At 63.8% G+C, this 15,426-nt stretch carries 14 protein-coding genes; 3 read left to right on the top strand and 11 right to left on the bottom strand.

The genetic code is table 11. The annotated features are described in order from the left end of the window. Nucleotides 1-5: 5 nt before the first annotated feature. The 4 genes from AC30QB_RS16800 to def form a co-directional block, all read right to left on the bottom strand. A complete protein-coding gene (locus tag AC30QB_RS16800; protein ID WP_489547396.1) occupies nucleotides 6-416 on the bottom strand; it encodes a hypothetical protein in 411 nt (136 codons plus the stop codon). Nucleotides 417-513: 97 nt separating this feature from the next. Further along, nucleotides 514-1,353 (bottom strand): zinc metalloprotease HtpX, encoded by an 840-nt coding sequence (gene htpX, locus AC30QB_RS16795; protein ID WP_489547395.1) that lies wholly within the window; start codon nucleotides 1,351-1,353, stop codon nucleotides 514-516. A gap of 55 nt (nucleotides 1,354-1,408) precedes the next feature. After that, nucleotides 1,409-2,359 carry a methionyl-tRNA formyltransferase gene (fmt, locus tag AC30QB_RS16790; RefSeq protein ID WP_489547394.1) on the bottom strand — a complete coding sequence of 317 codons (951 nt, stop codon included), beginning with the start codon at nucleotides 2,357-2,359 and terminating at the stop codon, nucleotides 1,409-1,411. Further along, nucleotides 2,356-2,868, bottom strand: coding sequence for a peptide deformylase (gene def / locus AC30QB_RS16785; protein ID WP_489547393.1), 513 nt, complete (start codon nucleotides 2,866-2,868; stop codon nucleotides 2,356-2,358). Before def ends, fmt begins: the two co-directional genes overlap by 4 nt. A 229-nt stretch (nucleotides 2,869-3,097) precedes the next feature. Here def and AC30QB_RS16780 point away from each other — a divergent pair, with 229 nt between their 5' ends. From AC30QB_RS16780 to AC30QB_RS16770, 3 genes are read left to right on the top strand one after another with little or no spacing between them, the layout of a single operon-like run. Next, nucleotides 3,098-4,246 carry a LysM peptidoglycan-binding domain-containing protein gene (locus AC30QB_RS16780; protein WP_489547392.1) on the top strand — a complete coding sequence of 383 codons (1,149 nt, stop codon included), beginning with the start codon at nucleotides 3,098-3,100 and terminating at the stop codon, nucleotides 4,244-4,246. A 39-nt stretch (nucleotides 4,247-4,285) separates the two neighbouring features. After that, nucleotides 4,286-5,386 carry a DNA-processing protein DprA gene (gene dprA, locus AC30QB_RS16775; protein WP_489547391.1) on the top strand — a complete coding sequence of 367 codons (1,101 nt, stop codon included), beginning with the start codon at nucleotides 4,286-4,288 and terminating at the stop codon, nucleotides 5,384-5,386. A 57-nt stretch (nucleotides 5,387-5,443) separates the two neighbouring features. Beyond that, a complete protein-coding gene (locus AC30QB_RS16770) occupies nucleotides 5,444-5,896 on the top strand; it encodes a Smg family protein (protein WP_489547390.1) in 453 nt (150 codons plus the stop codon). A gap of 65 nt (nucleotides 5,897-5,961) precedes the next feature. On the opposite strand, the gene AC30QB_RS16765 is transcribed toward AC30QB_RS16770, so the two are convergent. The 7 genes from AC30QB_RS16765 to cysW all read right to left on the bottom strand — a co-directional run bounded on the left by AC30QB_RS16765 (nucleotide 5,962) and on the right by cysW (nucleotide 15,424). Further along, nucleotides 5,962-8,262 carry a DUF1631 family protein gene (locus AC30QB_RS16765; RefSeq protein WP_489547389.1) on the bottom strand — a complete coding sequence of 767 codons (2,301 nt, stop codon included), beginning with the start codon at nucleotides 8,260-8,262 and terminating at the stop codon, nucleotides 5,962-5,964. Nucleotides 8,263-8,304: 42 nt separating this feature from the next. Next, complete coding sequence (gene secF, locus AC30QB_RS16760) at nucleotides 8,305-9,339, bottom strand: protein translocase subunit SecF (protein ID WP_489547388.1); 1,035 nt, start codon at nucleotides 9,337-9,339, stop codon at nucleotides 8,305-8,307. A gap of 32 nt (nucleotides 9,340-9,371) precedes the next feature. Then, entirely contained in the window at nucleotides 9,372-11,252 is a 1,881-nt protein-coding gene (gene secD, locus AC30QB_RS16755) for a protein translocase subunit SecD (RefSeq protein WP_489547387.1), read from the bottom strand. A gap of 76 nt (nucleotides 11,253-11,328) precedes the next feature. Next, the gene (yajC, locus tag AC30QB_RS16750) at nucleotides 11,329-11,664 is read right to left on the bottom strand and encodes a preprotein translocase subunit YajC (RefSeq protein ID WP_489547386.1); all 336 of its coding nucleotides are present in this window, start codon (nucleotides 11,662-11,664) and stop codon (nucleotides 11,329-11,331) included. A gap of 168 nt (nucleotides 11,665-11,832) precedes the next feature. Then, entirely contained in the window at nucleotides 11,833-13,338 is a 1,506-nt protein-coding gene (locus AC30QB_RS16745; RefSeq protein WP_489547385.1) for a PQQ-dependent sugar dehydrogenase, read from the bottom strand. Nucleotides 13,339-13,419: 81 nt separating this feature from the next. Further along, on the bottom strand, nucleotides 13,420-14,496 hold the full coding sequence (locus tag AC30QB_RS16740; RefSeq protein ID WP_489547384.1) for a sulfate/molybdate ABC transporter ATP-binding protein: 1,077 nt from the start codon (nucleotides 14,494-14,496) through the stop codon (nucleotides 13,420-13,422). A 22-nt stretch (nucleotides 14,497-14,518) separates the two neighbouring features. Further along, the gene (gene cysW / locus AC30QB_RS16735; RefSeq protein ID WP_489547383.1) at nucleotides 14,519-15,424 is read right to left on the bottom strand and encodes a sulfate ABC transporter permease subunit CysW; all 906 of its coding nucleotides are present in this window, start codon (nucleotides 15,422-15,424) and stop codon (nucleotides 14,519-14,521) included. Nucleotides 15,425-15,426 lie beyond the last annotated feature (2 nt).

Raw genomic sequence — 15,426 nt, 5'->3', positions numbered from 1 at the left:
TCAGGTCAGTCGTGACCCTTGGGCTCGCGGGCCTTGCCGCCCGCACCCGTCTTGGCGGGCCGCTTCTCTGCGCCTTCGGCAGCCAGCTCGGCAGCGAGCTTGCCTTCGGGCTTGGGCTCGGCCGACTTCGGCTCGCCCTTCGCCGCCACCACTTGGGGCGCCACAGCGTCGATCTTGTTCTCGCGCATGTAGTCGTTCATGTCGCGCCAGCCGGCGAACACCGCGGCCTTGTCGGCCTTGCGGTTGAGCGAATAGCAGTCTTCGATCGCGCGGCCGGCGTGGCGACAGGCGCCACCGACCGCCTTGCCTTCGGCCTCTTTGGCAGCAGCGAGTTTCTCAGCGGATTCGCCGAACAGGTCGCAACCCGACAGCGCGGTGGCGGCCAACAGGAGGGAGATGAAGGTGGTGCTTCGCATGACGGGCAGGGCGGAGTTCTCTGGTTTCATTCTCCACAAACCCTGGCAGGGGTCTGGCCCGCAAAAGCGGGCGATTGACCCCGCTTTTCTCAGCTTATCAAGCCATGGCCAGCAGGCGCGCCACCCGTTCTTCAGTCGACGGGTGGGTGGAGAACAGGCCGCGCAGGCCCCCGGCCGACAGCGGGTTCATGATCATCATCTGCGCCGTCTCGGGGTGGCGCTCGGCCGCTTCCATCGGCATGCCCTGGGCGAAACGATGGATCTTCTGCAGCGCACTGGCCAGGGCCTGCGGGTCACCCGAGATCTCGGCGCCGCCGCGGTCGGCCTCGAACTCGCGGGCACGGCTGATCGCCATCTGGATCAGGCTGGCCGCGAGTGGCGCGAGGATCATCACCAGCAGGCCGACGATCGGGTTGTGCGAGCGGCCTTCGCTGTCTCGCCCACCGAAAAACATGGCGAAGTTGGCCAGCATCGAGATGGCACCCGCCATGGTGGCGCTGACGGTGCTGATGAGAATGTCGCGGTGGCGCACATGGGCCAGCTCATGCGCCATCACGCCACGCAGCTCGGCTGCGCTCAAGACCCGCAAGATGCCAGTGGTGGCTGCGACCGCGGCGTGCTCTGGGTTGCGACCGGTAGCAAAGGCATTGGGCGCATCTTCGTTGATGAGATACACGCGCGGCATGGGCAGCTGGGCGCGCTGCGCGAGCTCTTGCACCATGCGGTAGAACTGCGGCGCGCTGGTCTCGTCGACCTCTTGCGCGTTGTACATCTTCAGCACCAACTTGTCGGAAAACCAGTAGCTGAAGAAGTTCATGCCCAGCGCAATGACGAGCGCCACCATCATGCCGGCTCGCCCCCCGATGAACGCGCCTATGGCCATGAACAAGGCCGTGATGGCGGCCATCAGGACGGCGGTTTTCAACAGATTGAACATGAAACGGGCTCCTTGAGGGCTGCAGCCGGAACAGATGCGGGCGCTAGCCTGGAGTTCAACCAACCAAGGCTTGGCCAGGGTGCAAGGGCTTGCCCTGCAGGAACTGCTTGGCCACTAAACGCTTGCCACCGGGGCGCTGCAGCTCGGTGAGCAACAAGGCGGCCTCGCCGCAAGCGACGGTGATGCCGTCGTCAGTAATCGCCAACACCGCGCCGGGGGTACCGGCGGCGGAAACCACCTGCGCGCGCCAGAGCTTGATGGTTTCGCCATCGGCTTGCATCGTGGCGCCCGGGAAGGGGTCGAAGGCGCGGATGCGTCGCTCAAGGGTGGCCGCCGGGAGCGACCAATCGATTGCCGCTTCGGCCTTGTCGATTTTGTGGGCGTAGCTCACGCCATCGGTCGGCTGGGGGATGGGTTTCAAGCCACCGCACACCGCCAGTTCCAGCGCCTCAACGATGAGGCGGCCGCCCAAAGCGGCGAGGCGGTCATGCAGCTTGGCCGTGGTGTCGTCGGGCGCAATGTCTATCGCTTCTATCAGCAGCATGTTGCCAGTGTCGAGCCCGGCGTCCATTTGCATGATGGTGATGCCGGTGCGCGCATCACCCGCCTCGATGGCACGGTGGATGGGCGCCGCACCGCGCCAGCGCGGCAGCAGCGAGCCGTGAATGTTGAGGCAACCGCGCGGCGGCAAGTCGAGCACCCATTGAGGCAGGATGAGGCCGTAGGCGGCTACCACCATCACGTCGACCTTGGCCGCGAGCAGCGCTTCGCGAGCCTGAGCCGCGTCGTCGGGGTATTTGCCATCGAGCCGCAGGCTGCGGGGCTGGGCGACGGCGATGCCGTGCGCCTCGGCGAAAGCCTTCACGGCCGACGGGTTCAGCTTGAGCCCGCGCCCGGCGGGCCGGTTGGGCTGGGTCAGCACCAGCGCCACCTCAAAGCCGGCGGCGTGCAGCCGAGCCAACGCAGTGGCAGCAAACTCGGGCGTGCCGGCGAATGCCAGCTTCATGGGCGCTGCTCGTCGCGCGTTTTCTTCAGCATCTTCGTCTTGATGCGGTCGCGCTTGAGCGCGCTGAGGTATTCGACGAACACCTTGCCCATCAGGTGGTCCATCTCGTGCTGGACGCACACCGACAGCAAGCCCTCGGCCTCGAACTCATGGATTTGGCCGTCGCGGCCTAGCGCCCGCACGGTGACCCGGGCGTGGCGCGGCACCTTGTCGTAAATGGCCGGGACCGACAGGCAGCCTTCGTCGCCGAAGACCATCTCCTCGCTCTGGACGATCAACTCGGGATTGATCAGCACGTGCGGCTCATCGCGGCCGTCAGAGGTGTCGATCACGATCACCCGCTCGTGAACGTCGACCTGGGTGGCCGCCAGGCCCACGCCGTCGGCGGTGTACATGGTCTCCAGCATGTCGTCCACCAGCTGGCGGATGCGGGCATCCACTTGCGCCACAGGCTTGGCAACCGTGTGCAGGCGGGGGTCGGGGTAACGAAGAATGTCGAGCTTGGTCATGGAAATCAGGAATGGAGAGCCTGTGGGCAGCACGCAACGCCGGCCGGTGTGACAGGCCACACAACAAAGGTATCGGCGGGTGACTTTCGTTGCGATATCAAGGGTTTAGAGGCAGAATCTGCGAAACTGAATGAAGATTTTCGCCGAACTGCGGGCACCTTGCCGCGGCCGGCTCAGTAAACCGCACAGCCCAGCATTGTGCTGTCTGCGCGTCCGGAGACTTACCTTCATGACCCGAAGCACCCGTCCTGCCCTGTTGTCTTTCTTCCGGGCCTCTGCGATCACCCTGGCGCTGGGCGTCGGCTTCGGTACCGCGATGGCCGAGCCCAATTTCCCCATCACGGGAAAGCAGCGCGATACCGCAAAGCAGGTTGCTGAAACCGGTGTGCCATTGTCTGAATTGGCAGAAAACGCGCCCGACAGCTACACCGTCAAGTCAGGTGACACGTTGTGGGCCATCTCGCGCATGTACCTGAAGAGCCCGTGGCGTTGGCCCGAGCTGTGGGGCATGAACATGGAGCAGATCCGTAACCCGCACCTGATTTTTCCCGGTCAAACCCTCTATCTCGTCAAATCCAATGGTCGCGCCACGCTGCAGACCCGCGAAGGCGACCCTGGCGCTTCGGGCCGGTTGTCACCGCGCATCCGCAGCAGCGACCTCAACCGCGACGGCATCCCTGCCATCGCATTGCACCTGATCGAGCCCTTCCTCAACGAAGCGGTGATCTTTGATGACAACCAGCTCGCTTCTGCGCCGCGCATCGTGGGCGCGCAAGAGGGCCGAGTGCTGCTGACACGCGGTGATTTGGCCTATACGCGTGGCGAGTTGGGTAGCAACCGCAACTTCCGCGTGTTCCGCGAGCCACGTCCTTTGAAAGATCCCGCCACAGGCGAGGTGCTGGGTTATGAAGCGGTCTTCCTCGGCACGGCCGAGTACACCCGCAAGGGTGGCGACATCAAGGGCGAGATCGTCCCCGACACCTTCACCCTGGCCAGTGCCCGGCAAGAGATGCGCGTAGGCGACAGGCTCTCGCCGGTGCCGCCGCGCGAGTTCACCAACTACGTACCGCACGCCCCGGGCAAAGAGATCGCGGGCCAAATCGCCTCGGTTTATGGCGACAGTGTCAACGCCGGGCAAAACCAAATCGTCTCACTCAACCGCGGAAGCCGCGACGGCATTGAAAGTGGGCACGTGCTTGCGCTGTGGCGCGATGGTGAGCATATTGTTGACAAGACCGACGGCAACACCAAGATCAAGCTTCCCGACGAACGCCATGGCAACCTGTTTGTCTTCCGCGTCTTCAACCGCATGTCGTACGCCTTGATCCTCTCGGTCAAGGAGCCGGTCAGCGTCGGCGACCGCTTCACGCAGCCCTGACACCAGACCCTGAGCGCCCGTCGTGGCGCTCTTCGTCACATGGATCGCGCCGAACTTGCCGCGTGGCTGCGGCTCCTCGAAACGCCGAAGGTCGGGCGCGAATCTGCACGCAAGCTGCTCGCAGCGTTCGGCTCCGCCGATGCCGCCCTGTCAGCACCGACAGCGGCACGCCGGGAGGTAGTGCCTGCGGAGGCGGCCACGGCGCTTGCCGAGACACCCGATGCGCTACTGGCGCTCGTCGACACCACGGTTCAATGGCTTGCATCGAGCACAGATGAAGCGCCCCGCCAGATCCTCACCCTCGGCGACCCGGCCTACCCGACGGAACTGCTCGAAACCGCAGATCCACCGCTGCTGCTGTACTTGCTGGGCAATGCAAGCATGCTCGGGAAACCGGGCATCGCCGTCGTCGGAAGCCGCAACCCGACGCCTCAGGGCAAAGAGAACGCCCGCTCGTTTTCCGCCCAATTGAGCCAGGCGGGCTTGACCATCGTTTCAGGGCTGGCTCTCGGTGTCGACGGCGCTGCACATGAAGGCGGGCTGGCCGGCACCGGCAGCACAGTTGCAGTGGTCGGCACGGGACTGGACCGCGTCTACCCGCGCCGGCATCTCGAGCTGGCCCGTCGCATCTCCCGCGAAGGGCTCATCGTCAGCGAGTTTTCGCTCGGCACGCCGCCACTGCCGTCTCATTTCCCGCTTCGCAACCGCATCATTGCCGGCCTGACACGTGGCACGCTGGTGATCGAAGCTGCTCTGCAATCGGGTTCGCTGATCACGGCCCGTTTGGCCAGCGAGGCGGGTCGCGATGTGTTTGCGATTCCAGGCTCCATCCATTCACCCCAGTCACGTGGCTGCCATGCCCTCATCAAGCAAGGTGCGAAGCTGGTCGACAGCGCGCAGGACGTTCTGGACGAACTGCCTTGGGGCATGCCGGTAGCACCATCACTTGCAATGGCAGATCCTGAAAGCGATGACCCTTTGCTTGAAGCATTGGGTTTCGACCCAGTCAATCTTGATGCGCTCGTGGCCCGCACAGGATGGTCAGCACCCCAGCTCAATGCCCGCCTTCTTGAGCTGGAATTGACAGGTGACGTCGCTCGCCTCCCCGGCCAGCTCTTCCAGCGTGTAAGCGCCGGCTGACCTCTCAGGCGGATTTATTGCGGGTTGCCGCCGGTGAGCCTGGGGTATAGTGAATTCATGTTTGACGTGCTCGTGTACCTGTACGAAAACTACTGGCGGCCCGATGCCTGCCCTGACCACGCCCAGCTCGCACGCAAGCTGTCGGCGATGGGGTTCGAGTCAGACGAAATCCAGGAAGCCCTTTCGTGGCTCGACGGCTTGGCCAGCGCGGCAGAGTCGTATTCGGGGGAGCAAAGCGAAGACGCCCTGCGCGTTTATTCCCCTGCCGAGCAAGAACACCTGGGCGAGCACTCCATCGGTTTCGTGAGCTTCCTCGAATCAGCCGGCGTGCTGCCGCCCCCAATGCGCGAAATGGTCATTGACCGTGCCACGGCCATCCCCGGTGGGCCGGTTGATTTGGAAGACCTGAAAATCATCGTACTGATGGTCTTTTGGAGCCTGGGCGAAGAGCCCGACGCGCTGATACTCGACGAGCTATTTGTGGACGAAGAAGACCGGTTGATTCACTGATTAGCCCCATCGCCAAAGAAAAAGCCGCCTTCGAGGCGGCTTTTTCTTTGGCGAGGCGATGGCTCTCAGTTGAGCAAGCGAGTCGGATCAACGTCAAGCTTCGCCAGCGCACTGCGGGTAGCGCGCACCGTCAGCGACTCGTCTTGCGCCGGCACCAACAAGCCCGCCTGCAGGAACGCCGCGAGGCGATTCTGCTGGAACAAGATGCCTCGCCCATGCGGCGACACGAACAGCGTCAACTGGCGCCGCATGCCCTGCCACACCAGTTGCACGGCTTCGTTGCGGCTGCGGTAGTCCAGCATGTACCAACCACCCACCTGGAGTTCGCGTGCCCAAGCCAGCATGGCGGGCGTCGGCATCGAACCACCCTCGCCCACCACTTCCAGCTCGGAGCTTTCATGCCCGGACAGGTCGAGCACGAGCGACTCGTCGATCTCCATGTCTTCAGGGTTCTCGGGCAGCAGCTCTTCAAGCGTTTCGAGCCGCCCCATCAGCTCTTCCAGTCGCTCGGGTGCGATGGCAGCCGTCTTGGCGGTGAACGCGGCCGCCAATGAGTTGTTGAGCTTCTGGATGTGCTCGTCTTGCTTCTCAGCCGGAATACCGGCGTGGTCCATGCCTTCGCGCAAGGTCTTCAACAAGGGTGGCAAGCGGCGGATCACCTCTGCACGCTCTTCTCGCGACACCTTGGCGCTGGCCGACCAGATCAGATCGGCCGCAACTCGCTTCATCGCCTTCGTCTCCACCCCTTGCGCGCTGTGCTTCACGGCGGTCATGGCCATCACGTCGGCCCACACATGAAACAGGAATTCGCGCACACCTTCTTGCACCGGTACCTCGTTCAGCATCTTGCGAAGCTCGATGGTGTACTGGATGGCGAGCGTCTCGCGCTGTTCGACCTGCTGCGCGAGCGACACGCCCTTGCGCGTGGTCTCGTTCTCGTTCTTGAAGTAGTGCTCCAAAAATTTCTCGAACTCGGTAAGCACGGTCTGAAAGACGCGCCGGCCGGTGTCTGGATACGCCTCGACGACCTGCACTACACGCTTGATTTCCTTCTCAAGCGTGTCGGCCACGGCACGACTGGTGGCATCGAAGCCCATGACGCAGGCGCCCATGCGGTCGATCAGGCGACGTGCCGGGTGGTCAACGGTGGCGAAGAAATCGGGCTCGCTCACAGCGACCCGCAGCACCGGCATTTGCAGGCGCGCAAACCATACTCGCACCACGGCCGGAATGCGCTCTTCCATCAGGATGCTCTGGAACAGCAAGGCCACGATCTCAATCGTCGCGCGCTCCACCGGCGTGGTCGCAGCCCTCTTCAGCTCCTGCTTGCGCTGGTGCAGCTCTTCCAGAAGGGCGGGCGTGCTGACCTGCCCTTCGGTTGGGCGACTCGCAGCACCACCACTTGTCGTGGTCGGCGTGAGGCGGCGCTGAATGCTCTGCTGCGCTTCATTGATGGCCGCCTTCAGGCCCACGGACGCAGCGGGCATCGGCGCCGTGCCGGCGAAGTCGGGAATCTGACGGCCGATCAGGCGATTGAGGCGCCCGAGCACCGCTTCGGCATGGTCCGAGCCGCGTGCGAAGCCCCCGGCACGGGTCATCATGCGGGTCTCTTCACCCACCGTGCCCATGCGGCCGAAGCCACTGTTGCTGGCGGGGGCCGGCGCGCTGGGCGTGCCGGCGGCAACCGGCAGCACATAAGAGTTGCGGGTGCGCCGAATGAAGGGGCGCAGGTCAATCTCGGGGAGCACGCGTTGCTGGATCAGCCAGCGATTCGTCTCGTGATACGCCTCTTCGGCGAAATGCGCGAACTCTTCGTGCAGCACGGCTTGGAGCGTGCGCCATGCATCTTGGGTCAGCGTTGACCCGCGCCAAGTGCTGGTAACGATGCGCGCCAAGACATGGGGGCGCAACACATCGTTGGTGTCAAGCTCGTCGCGCTTCTCGAGCGATGACATGCGCGAGCGCAGGTCGGTGAACTCCCACGAGGCCCGATCCATCATCGCGAGCGCCAGGCGCGAGCTCAGAATTTCGGTCTCGATGGTGTCATCGTCGACAAGGGACATGCCGGGGGCAGTGCGCCCAGGCGGCGGCAAATCGCCAGGCCGCGAAGCCGACACCATGCCGCTCACCAGCGCGCCGCGCAGAGCCGAGATGATGCCGTTGATCCAGGTGGGGGCCGCCTTGCGCAGGTCGGTGGCGACATCGCGCCGCTTGTACTGAAGGCCGTGCTCGGCCGACTGTGTAGAGAGAAGCCTCGCGCCTTCTTCGACCGCGTGAACCACCGTCGGCACGCCACTCAACAAACGCTCCACGTAGGAGCGACGAGCCTGGGCGGCCAGGGCCAACGAATCGGCGGCGGTCGCCATGGGACGGTTGGTCGATGCTTCTCTGGAAGGGATGCCCTTACTCTACACCACCGCCCCTGTGTTGGGGTCGTTCGGGTCCCCGTCCTTGGATGGCCCCGACTTCATCAGGTCTTCGCGCTTGACACCCAGCCACATGGCAATGGCCGCCGCCACGAAAACCGACGAGTAAATGCCGAACAGAATGCCGATGGTCAACGCCACGGCGAAGTAATGCAGCGTCGGCCCGCCGAAGATCAGCATCGACAACACCATCATCTGAGTACAGCCGTGGGTGATGATGGTGCGGCTCATCGTGCTGGTGATCGCGTGGTCGATCACTTCGTGCGTGTTCATTTTGCGAAACTTGCGAAATGCTTCACGGATCCGGTCGAAGATCACGACCGATTCGTTCACCGAATAGCCCAGCACCGCCAGCACCGCCGCCAGCACCGAGAGCGAAAACTCCCACTGGAAGAAAGCGAAGAAGCCCAGGATGATGACCACGTCGTGCAAGTTGGCCACGATGGCGGCCACCGAAAACTTCCACTCGAAGCGAAACGCCAAGTAAATCATGATGCCAAGCACGACGAAGGCGAGAGCCTTTGCCCCGTCTTCGGCCAGCTCCTTGCCAACCTGCGGGCCGACAAATTCACTGCGCTGCAGCGTCACGGGTTCGGCCCCACCCGCTTCGCACACGGGTTTGTCGATCAGTTCACCCTGATCGGTCTTGACCTGCTTTTTGCTGACCGTGCCCGACTCAGCCTTGCACAGCTCGCCGAACACGCGGTCAACCACGTCGCCTAGCTTGCCGTCGCTCCCCACCGGCAAACGGATCAACACATTGCGCGTGTTGCCGAAAGCCTGCACCTGCACTTCGCCGACCTTGAGGCCCTCGACCGTACTGCGCACCTTGCCGATGTCGGCCGCTTGCGCGTAGTTGGCCTCGATCAAGGTGCCGCCCTTGAACTCGATCGACAGGTGCAAGCCGCGCGTGACCAAGAAGAACACTGCGATGAGAAAGGTCAGCAGCGAAATGACGTTGAACACCAGCGCATGCCGCATGAACGGAATGTCGCGTCGGATTCTGAAGAACTCCATGTTGTGGGATCCCGGTTGAGTTCTTGTTGGAGTCAGGTGTTGGCGGCAACGTCTGTGCCAGCCGCTTGGGGCTTCCAGACCTGGCCGATCGACACACCCTTGAGCTTCTTCTGCCGGCCGTACCAGAGGTTCACCAAACCACGCGAGAACACGATGGACGAGAACATCGACGTCAGGATGCCCAGGCAGTGCACCACCGCAAAGCCCTTGATCGGGCCGGAGCCAAAGGCGAACAGGGCAATGCCCGCGATCAGCGTCGTCACGTTCGAATCAAGAATCGTCGCAAACGCGCGCTCATAGCCGGTGTTGATCGCCGCCTGCGGCGAAGCGCCACCCCGCAGCTCTTCGCGCACTCGCTCGTTGATCAGCACGTTGGAGTCGATCGCCATGCCCAGCGTGAGCGCAATGGCGGCAATACCCGGCAGCGACAGCGTCGCCTGCAGCATCGACAGCAAAGCCACCAGCAGCAGCAGGTTGAACGCCAGTGCTGTGGTGGAGAACACGCCGAACAGCAGGTAGTACGCACACATGAACGCAGCGATGGCCAAGAAGCCATAGATCACGCTCTTGAAGCCCTTGTCAATGTTGTCTTTACCCAGCGTAGGGCCGACGGTGCTTTCTTGAATGAACTCCATAGGCGCGGCCAGCGAGCCTGAGCGCAACAGCAGCGCCAGATCGTTCGCGGCTTCGGTGGTGCCCATGCCGGTGATCTGAAATTCGTTGCCGAACTCGCCCTGAATACGCGCAACGGTTAGCACCTCGCCCTTGCCCTTTTCGAACAGGATCGCCGCCATGTGGTTGCCGATGTTGACGCGCGTCATGTCGCGCATCAGCCGGCCACCTTTGGCGTCGAGGCTCACCGACACCGCCGGCCCGTTGTTCTGGTCAGGCCGGGGTTGCGCGTTGGTCAGCATTTCGCCGGTGGCCACGGCTTCCTTGTGCGTGACCACCGGCGCACCGCGGCCGATGGTGAAGCGCTCGCGCCCAAACGGCACAGGGCCCGTGCCTTCAGTTGCGGCACGTGCCTCGGCCGACATGTCAGCCAGGCGGAATTCGAGGTTGGCCGTGCGGCCAATGATGCTCTTGGCCTTGGCCGTGTCTTGCACGCCCGGCAGCTCGATGACGATGCGGTCAGTGCCTTGCTGCTGGATCACCGGCTCGGCCACGCCGAGTTCGTTGACGCGGTTGTGCAGGGTGGTGATGTTCTGCTTCAGCGCGGCTTCTTGCACCTTGCGCGCTACCTCGAGCTTGAGCGTGCCGCTCAGTTTAAAATCGGTGCCGTCGGCGGCCTGCGTCCATAGCAGGTCGGTCATCTGCTCATTCAAGAGCGCGGCGGCCGCATTCAGCGTCTCGCGGTCACGAAAGCGCACGTCGACGTTGTTGCCGTCGCGGCTGATACCGGCATGGCGCAAGTTCTTGTCGCGCAGCAGGCTGCGGATGTCGCCGGCCAGCGCCTCGGCCTTCTTGGTCAGCGCCGTCTTCATGTCGACCTGCATCAGGAAGTGCACACCGCCGCGCAAGTCGAGCCCGAGGTACATCGGCAGGGCATGCACGGCCGTCAGCCAGTGCGGCGAGCGCGACACCAGGTTCAGCGCCACGGTGTAGCTGGGGTCGCTGGCTTCGGGGTTGAGCGCCTTGTCGAGCGCGTCCTTGGCCTTGAGCTGCGCGTCGCCATCGGCAAAGCGGGCCTTGATCGAGTTGCCTTCGAACTGCACGAAGTCGGGTTTGAGGTCAGCCTTCTTGAGCACCTGCTCGACCTGCTCCATGGTGGCGCGGCTCAACTTCACCGTCACCTTGGCGCTGCTGACTTGAACAGCCGGCGCCTCGCCAAAGAAATTGGGCAATGTGAAGACCAGGCCGACCAGCAAGGCGATCCCAAGGATCGTGTATTTCCACCACGGGTAGCGATTCATGAAGCCTCTTTCGCGGGGCTGCGCCCGCTGTGCAATGCTGGCTCAGGCCCCGTATGGGCCGGCCCCGTTTGTCTTGTTATTTGTAGCTGCCCTTGGGCAGCACTTGAACCACGGCGCCACGCTGCACCTGGATCTCGACACCATTGGCGATCTCCACATGCAGGAAGGTCTCGCCCAGCTTGGACACCTTGCCCAACACGCCGCCCGCGACCACCACTTCGTCACCCTTGGCCAGCGCTTCGATCATGGCCTTCTGTTCTTTCTGGCGCTTCATCTGCGGGCGAATCATCACGAAGTACAGCACCACGAACATCAAGATGATGGGCAACATGTTCTGCAGGCCACCGAATATGGAATCGGACCCTGCAGCGGCCGCAGGAGCCGCCTGCGCAAAAGCTTCAGAAATGAACACGTGAAAGTCCTCGTTAAGGCCCGTCGGGCCGAGCGGCGCCAGGCCGGAGTGAAAGCGTGGAATTGTAAGCCGCCGCTCCTGGGACGCTCACGCAGCCCGATGCCCTTGTCGCCCTGCCCTGTTACGCCACGACGGCCACCGCCAACGCCGTGCGCGGCGACCCGCACTTCAAGGCACGCTGAAGCGAGCGATGCTGCCCTGCGTCAGCACGTACAGCGCACCGTCTAGCCCCGTCAGCATGCCAACAGGTGAGCCGGACACGCGACCGAAGGCATAGGCCGCATTGCCATTGACCAAATCCACGCGCCCGATCACCGGGTTGCAATAGTCGGTGAAGTAGTAGCTGCCGCGGTAGGCCGCGGGGAAGTTTCCGCCGCTGGGGTAGAACGCCCCGCCCGTGATCGCACAACCCTGGAAGAAGCCCCCCACCCCTGCGGCGGACCGCGCATCATGGTCGTAGGCGAACAGCGGGCCCGTGACGCCCGCGGCACTGGTCGGGCCTTCTGTCGCCGGCCACCCATAGTTGGCGCCGGGCACGCCCAGGTTGATTTCTTCCCAGGTGCCCTGGCCCACATCGTTGATGTGGATGCGCCCGTCGCTCTCGCGCACGGCAAAGGTGAAGGGGTTGCGCAAGCCACTCGCCCAGACCGCGTCCACAAGTGTTGCCGGTGCGCTGTAGAACGGGTTGTCGGTAGGGATGCTGCCGTCGTCGTTGAAGCGCAGCATCTTGCCGAACGGGTCGTTCAGGTCAGGGGCCTTCGAGCCGTCAGCGTTGTCACCCACTGCCACATACAGCTTGCCGTCGTTGCCGAAGTGCATCGCACCGCCGTTGTGGTTGGTCGCGCTTGAGAGGTTGGGCAGGTCGGCGATGCGCAGCTCGCTGCCCACCGAGAAGATGTTGGGGTTGGACGTGTTCGCCGTGTAGCGGCTGACGCGGTTGTGCGCACCGCCCTCGGGCGTGGTGTAGTAAACGTAGACGTAGCGGTTGTTAGTGAAATCGGGGTGCAGCGCCACGCCGAGCAGGCCGCGCTCGCCGGCGGAATCGACCGTCAAGTTGATGAAGGAGGTGGCCAGCAGCACGCCGGCGGCTGTCACCACGCGCAGTTGCCCGCCTTGCTGCGCAACGAACATGCGCCCATCGGGCGCTTGTGTGAATGCTGTCGCACTGGCGAGGTTCGTGATCCAGCTGTCGTTGCGCGTGAAGCCCGCAGGCTGGTTGCGCCCGCCGCCAAACTCCACGGTCGAGATGGCCCAGGCCGAGAGATTGCCGGCGGCGTCGCGTGCGCGGGCGCGCACGATGTGCTGGCCAGACGCATAGGCTGTGGAGTCGAGTGGAAGGGTGTAGGGCGCGGTGGTCAGGGTGCTGCCGATCTGCACGCCGTCGACCTGAAACTCGACGCCAGTCACACCTACGTTGTCGGTCGCGGTAGCGCTGAGCGTGAGGGTGCCCATCAGCCCGTTGGCCAGGTTGGCCGGAGCAGTCAGCGCGGCCACCGGGGCCTGGGTGTCGCTACCACCGCCACCTCCGCCGCCGCCTCCACCGCCGCCGCCCCCGCCTCCCCCACCACCACCAATCGGCGTGCTCCCATCGCCGTCATCGCCGCCGCCGCAAGATGTCGCCAAGACCCCCATGGCGCACAGCGCGAGCACTCTGCAGAATTTGGTGAAAGTCATGGCCACGTCTCCGCGTCGCCGCGACGCTGCGGCTGCGCAGGGATTCTGTCGTGCCTTCTACGGCCCTGTGTAACGGGGGGTTTAGATCATGGCCGCCGGGTCGACTAGCTCGGTCTGCGCACCGCTCGAACCAGCCAAGAAGCGCGTGATGCGGCGAGGCTTCAGGTAAACCTTGCTGCCCGTGCCCAGGCCCAGCCGGTCGCGCAGCAGTGAGTAGTCGCTGCGCGCCATCTCGACGTCAACATAGCTGCCGTCGTCCAGGCGCTTGAACTCGATGCGCGTCTGCGGGCCTACCGTCAGTGCTTGCGACAGCGTCACCGCGAGCGTGCCGTCTGAGGGCTCGGCGACGATCTCCAGCTCGTGCGGCCGCACATAACTCACGTCGGACGGGTCGGTGTTACCGCCCGGCGAGTGGCCGAAGCGGCCGTGAAACAGGTTCACGTCACCGAGAAATTGCAGCACGAAGGGCGTGGCCGGGCGGTCATACACCTCGTCGGGCGAACCGTCTTGCTCGATGCGGCCGAGGTTCATCACCACCACGCGGTCGGCCACTTCCATCGCTTCGTCTTGATCGTGGGTGACGAACACGCTGGTGACGTGCATCTCGTCGTGCAGGCGGCGCAGCCAGCGGCGCAGCTCCTTGCGCACCTTGGCATCGAGCGCACCGAAGGGCTCATCGAGCAGCAGCACTTTCGGCTCCACCGCCAGCGCACGTGCGAGTGCGATGCGCTGGCGCTGCCCACCCGACAGCTGGTGCGGGAAGCGGTCGGCCAACCAGTCGAGCTGCACCAGCTTCAAGAGCTCCATCACCTTCTCTTTGATTTTGGCTTCGGTCGGCCGAATGGCCCGCGGCCGCACGCGCAAGCCAAAGGCCACGTTCTCGAAGATGCTCATGTGGCCAAAGAGCGCGTAATGCTGGAAAACGAAACCCACGTTGCGGTCGCGCACGTCGTCGAACGTGGCGTCGGCGCCGTGAAACGACACCGAGCCTGAATCGGGCCGCTCCAGCCCCGCGATGATGCGCAACAGAGAGGTCTTGCCTGAGCCTGAGGGGCCCAGCAGCGCCACCAGCTCGCCCGATGGGATGTCGAGGTTGAGGTTGTCGCAAACGACGGTCTTGCCGAAGCGCTTGTTGAGGTTGCGTACTTCTATGCTCATGTTTGTGTGCCCATACGCGCCATCATTCGTTTCTCCCACCTGCGTCGCGCTTCTGCGCCTTCACGCGCTGTTCGACCAGGTACTTCAGCGCCAGCGTCACCAGCGCCAAGCCAGCGAGCAGCGAGGCCACTGCGAAGGCGGCCGCAAACTGGTATTCGTTGTACAAAATCTCGATGTGCAGCGGCATGGTGTTGGTCTGCCCGCGAATGTGGCCCGACACCACCGACACGGCGCCGAACTCACCCATGGCACGCGCGTTGCACAGAATCACACCGTAGAGCAACGCCCACTTCACGTTGGGCAAGGTCACTCGCCAGAAGATTTGCCAGCCCGAGGCACCCAGCACGCGCGCGGCTTCTTCTTGCTCTATGCCTTGCGCTTGCATCAGCGGGATCAGCTCGCGCGCGACGAACGGGAAGGTGATGAACACAGTGGCCAGCACGATGCCGGGCAGCGCAAAGATGATCTTCAGATCGTGGTCACGCAGCCACTCGCCCCACCAACCTTGCAGGCCGAAGATCAGCACGAAGATCAGGCCCGAGATCACCGGCGACACCGAAAAGGGCAGGTCGATCAGCGTGAGCAGCACGTTCTTGCCGCGGAAGTCGAACTTGGCAATGCACCACGACGCCGCGAGGCCAAAAACCAGATTCATGGGCACCGAAATGCCGGCCGCCAGCAGCGTGAGCCAGATGGCCGAGCGGGCATCGGGCTCGGTGACGGCGGCAAGGTAGGTCTCGAAGCCCTTCTTGAAGGCCTCGAAGAACACCGAGACCAGCGGCACAAACAAGAACAGCGTGAGAAAGATGAGCGCGATGGCAATCAACGTACGGCGCAGCCACACCGGCTCGGCAGTGGCGGCGGTCACGCTGTGCGGGGGTTCGCGGCGAGCGATGTCGGCAGGCAACTGTGCAGGCACGGCGCTCATGT

It is taken from the genome of Rhizobacter sp., from assembly GCF_046595475.1.
Lineage (GTDB): Bacteria > Pseudomonadota > Gammaproteobacteria > Burkholderiales > Burkholderiaceae_C > Rhizobacter.
Note: the sequence above shows the minus strand (reverse complement) of the source record. Positions and strands in the feature narration are given on the sequence as shown.

Excerpts from the sequence above, each read along its gene's own strand:
- secF (WP_489547388.1), bottom strand. The coding sequence starts at position 9,339 with ATGGAGTTCTTCAGAATCCGACGCGACATTCCGTTCATGCGGCATGCG.
- AC30QB_RS16765 (WP_489547389.1), bottom strand. The coding sequence starts at position 8,262 with ATGGCGACCGCCGCCGATTCGTTGGCCCTGGCCGCCCAGGCTCGTCGC.
- AC30QB_RS16800 (WP_489547396.1), bottom strand. The coding sequence starts at position 416 with ATGCGAAGCACCACCTTCATCTCCCTCCTGTTGGCCGCCACCGCGCTG.
- dprA (WP_489547391.1), top strand. The coding sequence starts at position 4,286 with ATGGATCGCGCCGAACTTGCCGCGTGGCTGCGGCTCCTCGAAACGCCG.
- AC30QB_RS16770 (WP_489547390.1), top strand. The coding sequence starts at position 5,444 with ATGTTTGACGTGCTCGTGTACCTGTACGAAAACTACTGGCGGCCCGAT.
- fmt (WP_489547394.1), bottom strand. The coding sequence starts at position 2,359 with ATGAAGCTGGCATTCGCCGGCACGCCCGAGTTTGCTGCCACTGCGTTG.
- secD (WP_489547387.1), bottom strand. The coding sequence starts at position 11,252 with ATGAATCGCTACCCGTGGTGGAAATACACGATCCTTGGGATCGCCTTG.
- AC30QB_RS16780 (WP_489547392.1), top strand. The coding sequence starts at position 3,098 with ATGACCCGAAGCACCCGTCCTGCCCTGTTGTCTTTCTTCCGGGCCTCT.
- AC30QB_RS16745 (WP_489547385.1), bottom strand. The coding sequence starts at position 13,338 with ATGACTTTCACCAAATTCTGCAGAGTGCTCGCGCTGTGCGCCATGGGG.
- htpX (WP_489547395.1), bottom strand. The coding sequence starts at position 1,353 with ATGTTCAATCTGTTGAAAACCGCCGTCCTGATGGCCGCCATCACGGCC.
- cysW (WP_489547383.1), bottom strand. The coding sequence starts at position 15,424 with ATGAGCGCCGTGCCTGCACAGTTGCCTGCCGACATCGCTCGCCGCGAA.
- def (WP_489547393.1), bottom strand. The coding sequence starts at position 2,868 with ATGACCAAGCTCGACATTCTTCGTTACCCCGACCCCCGCCTGCACACG.
- AC30QB_RS16740 (WP_489547384.1), bottom strand. The coding sequence starts at position 14,496 with ATGAGCATAGAAGTACGCAACCTCAACAAGCGCTTCGGCAAGACCGTC.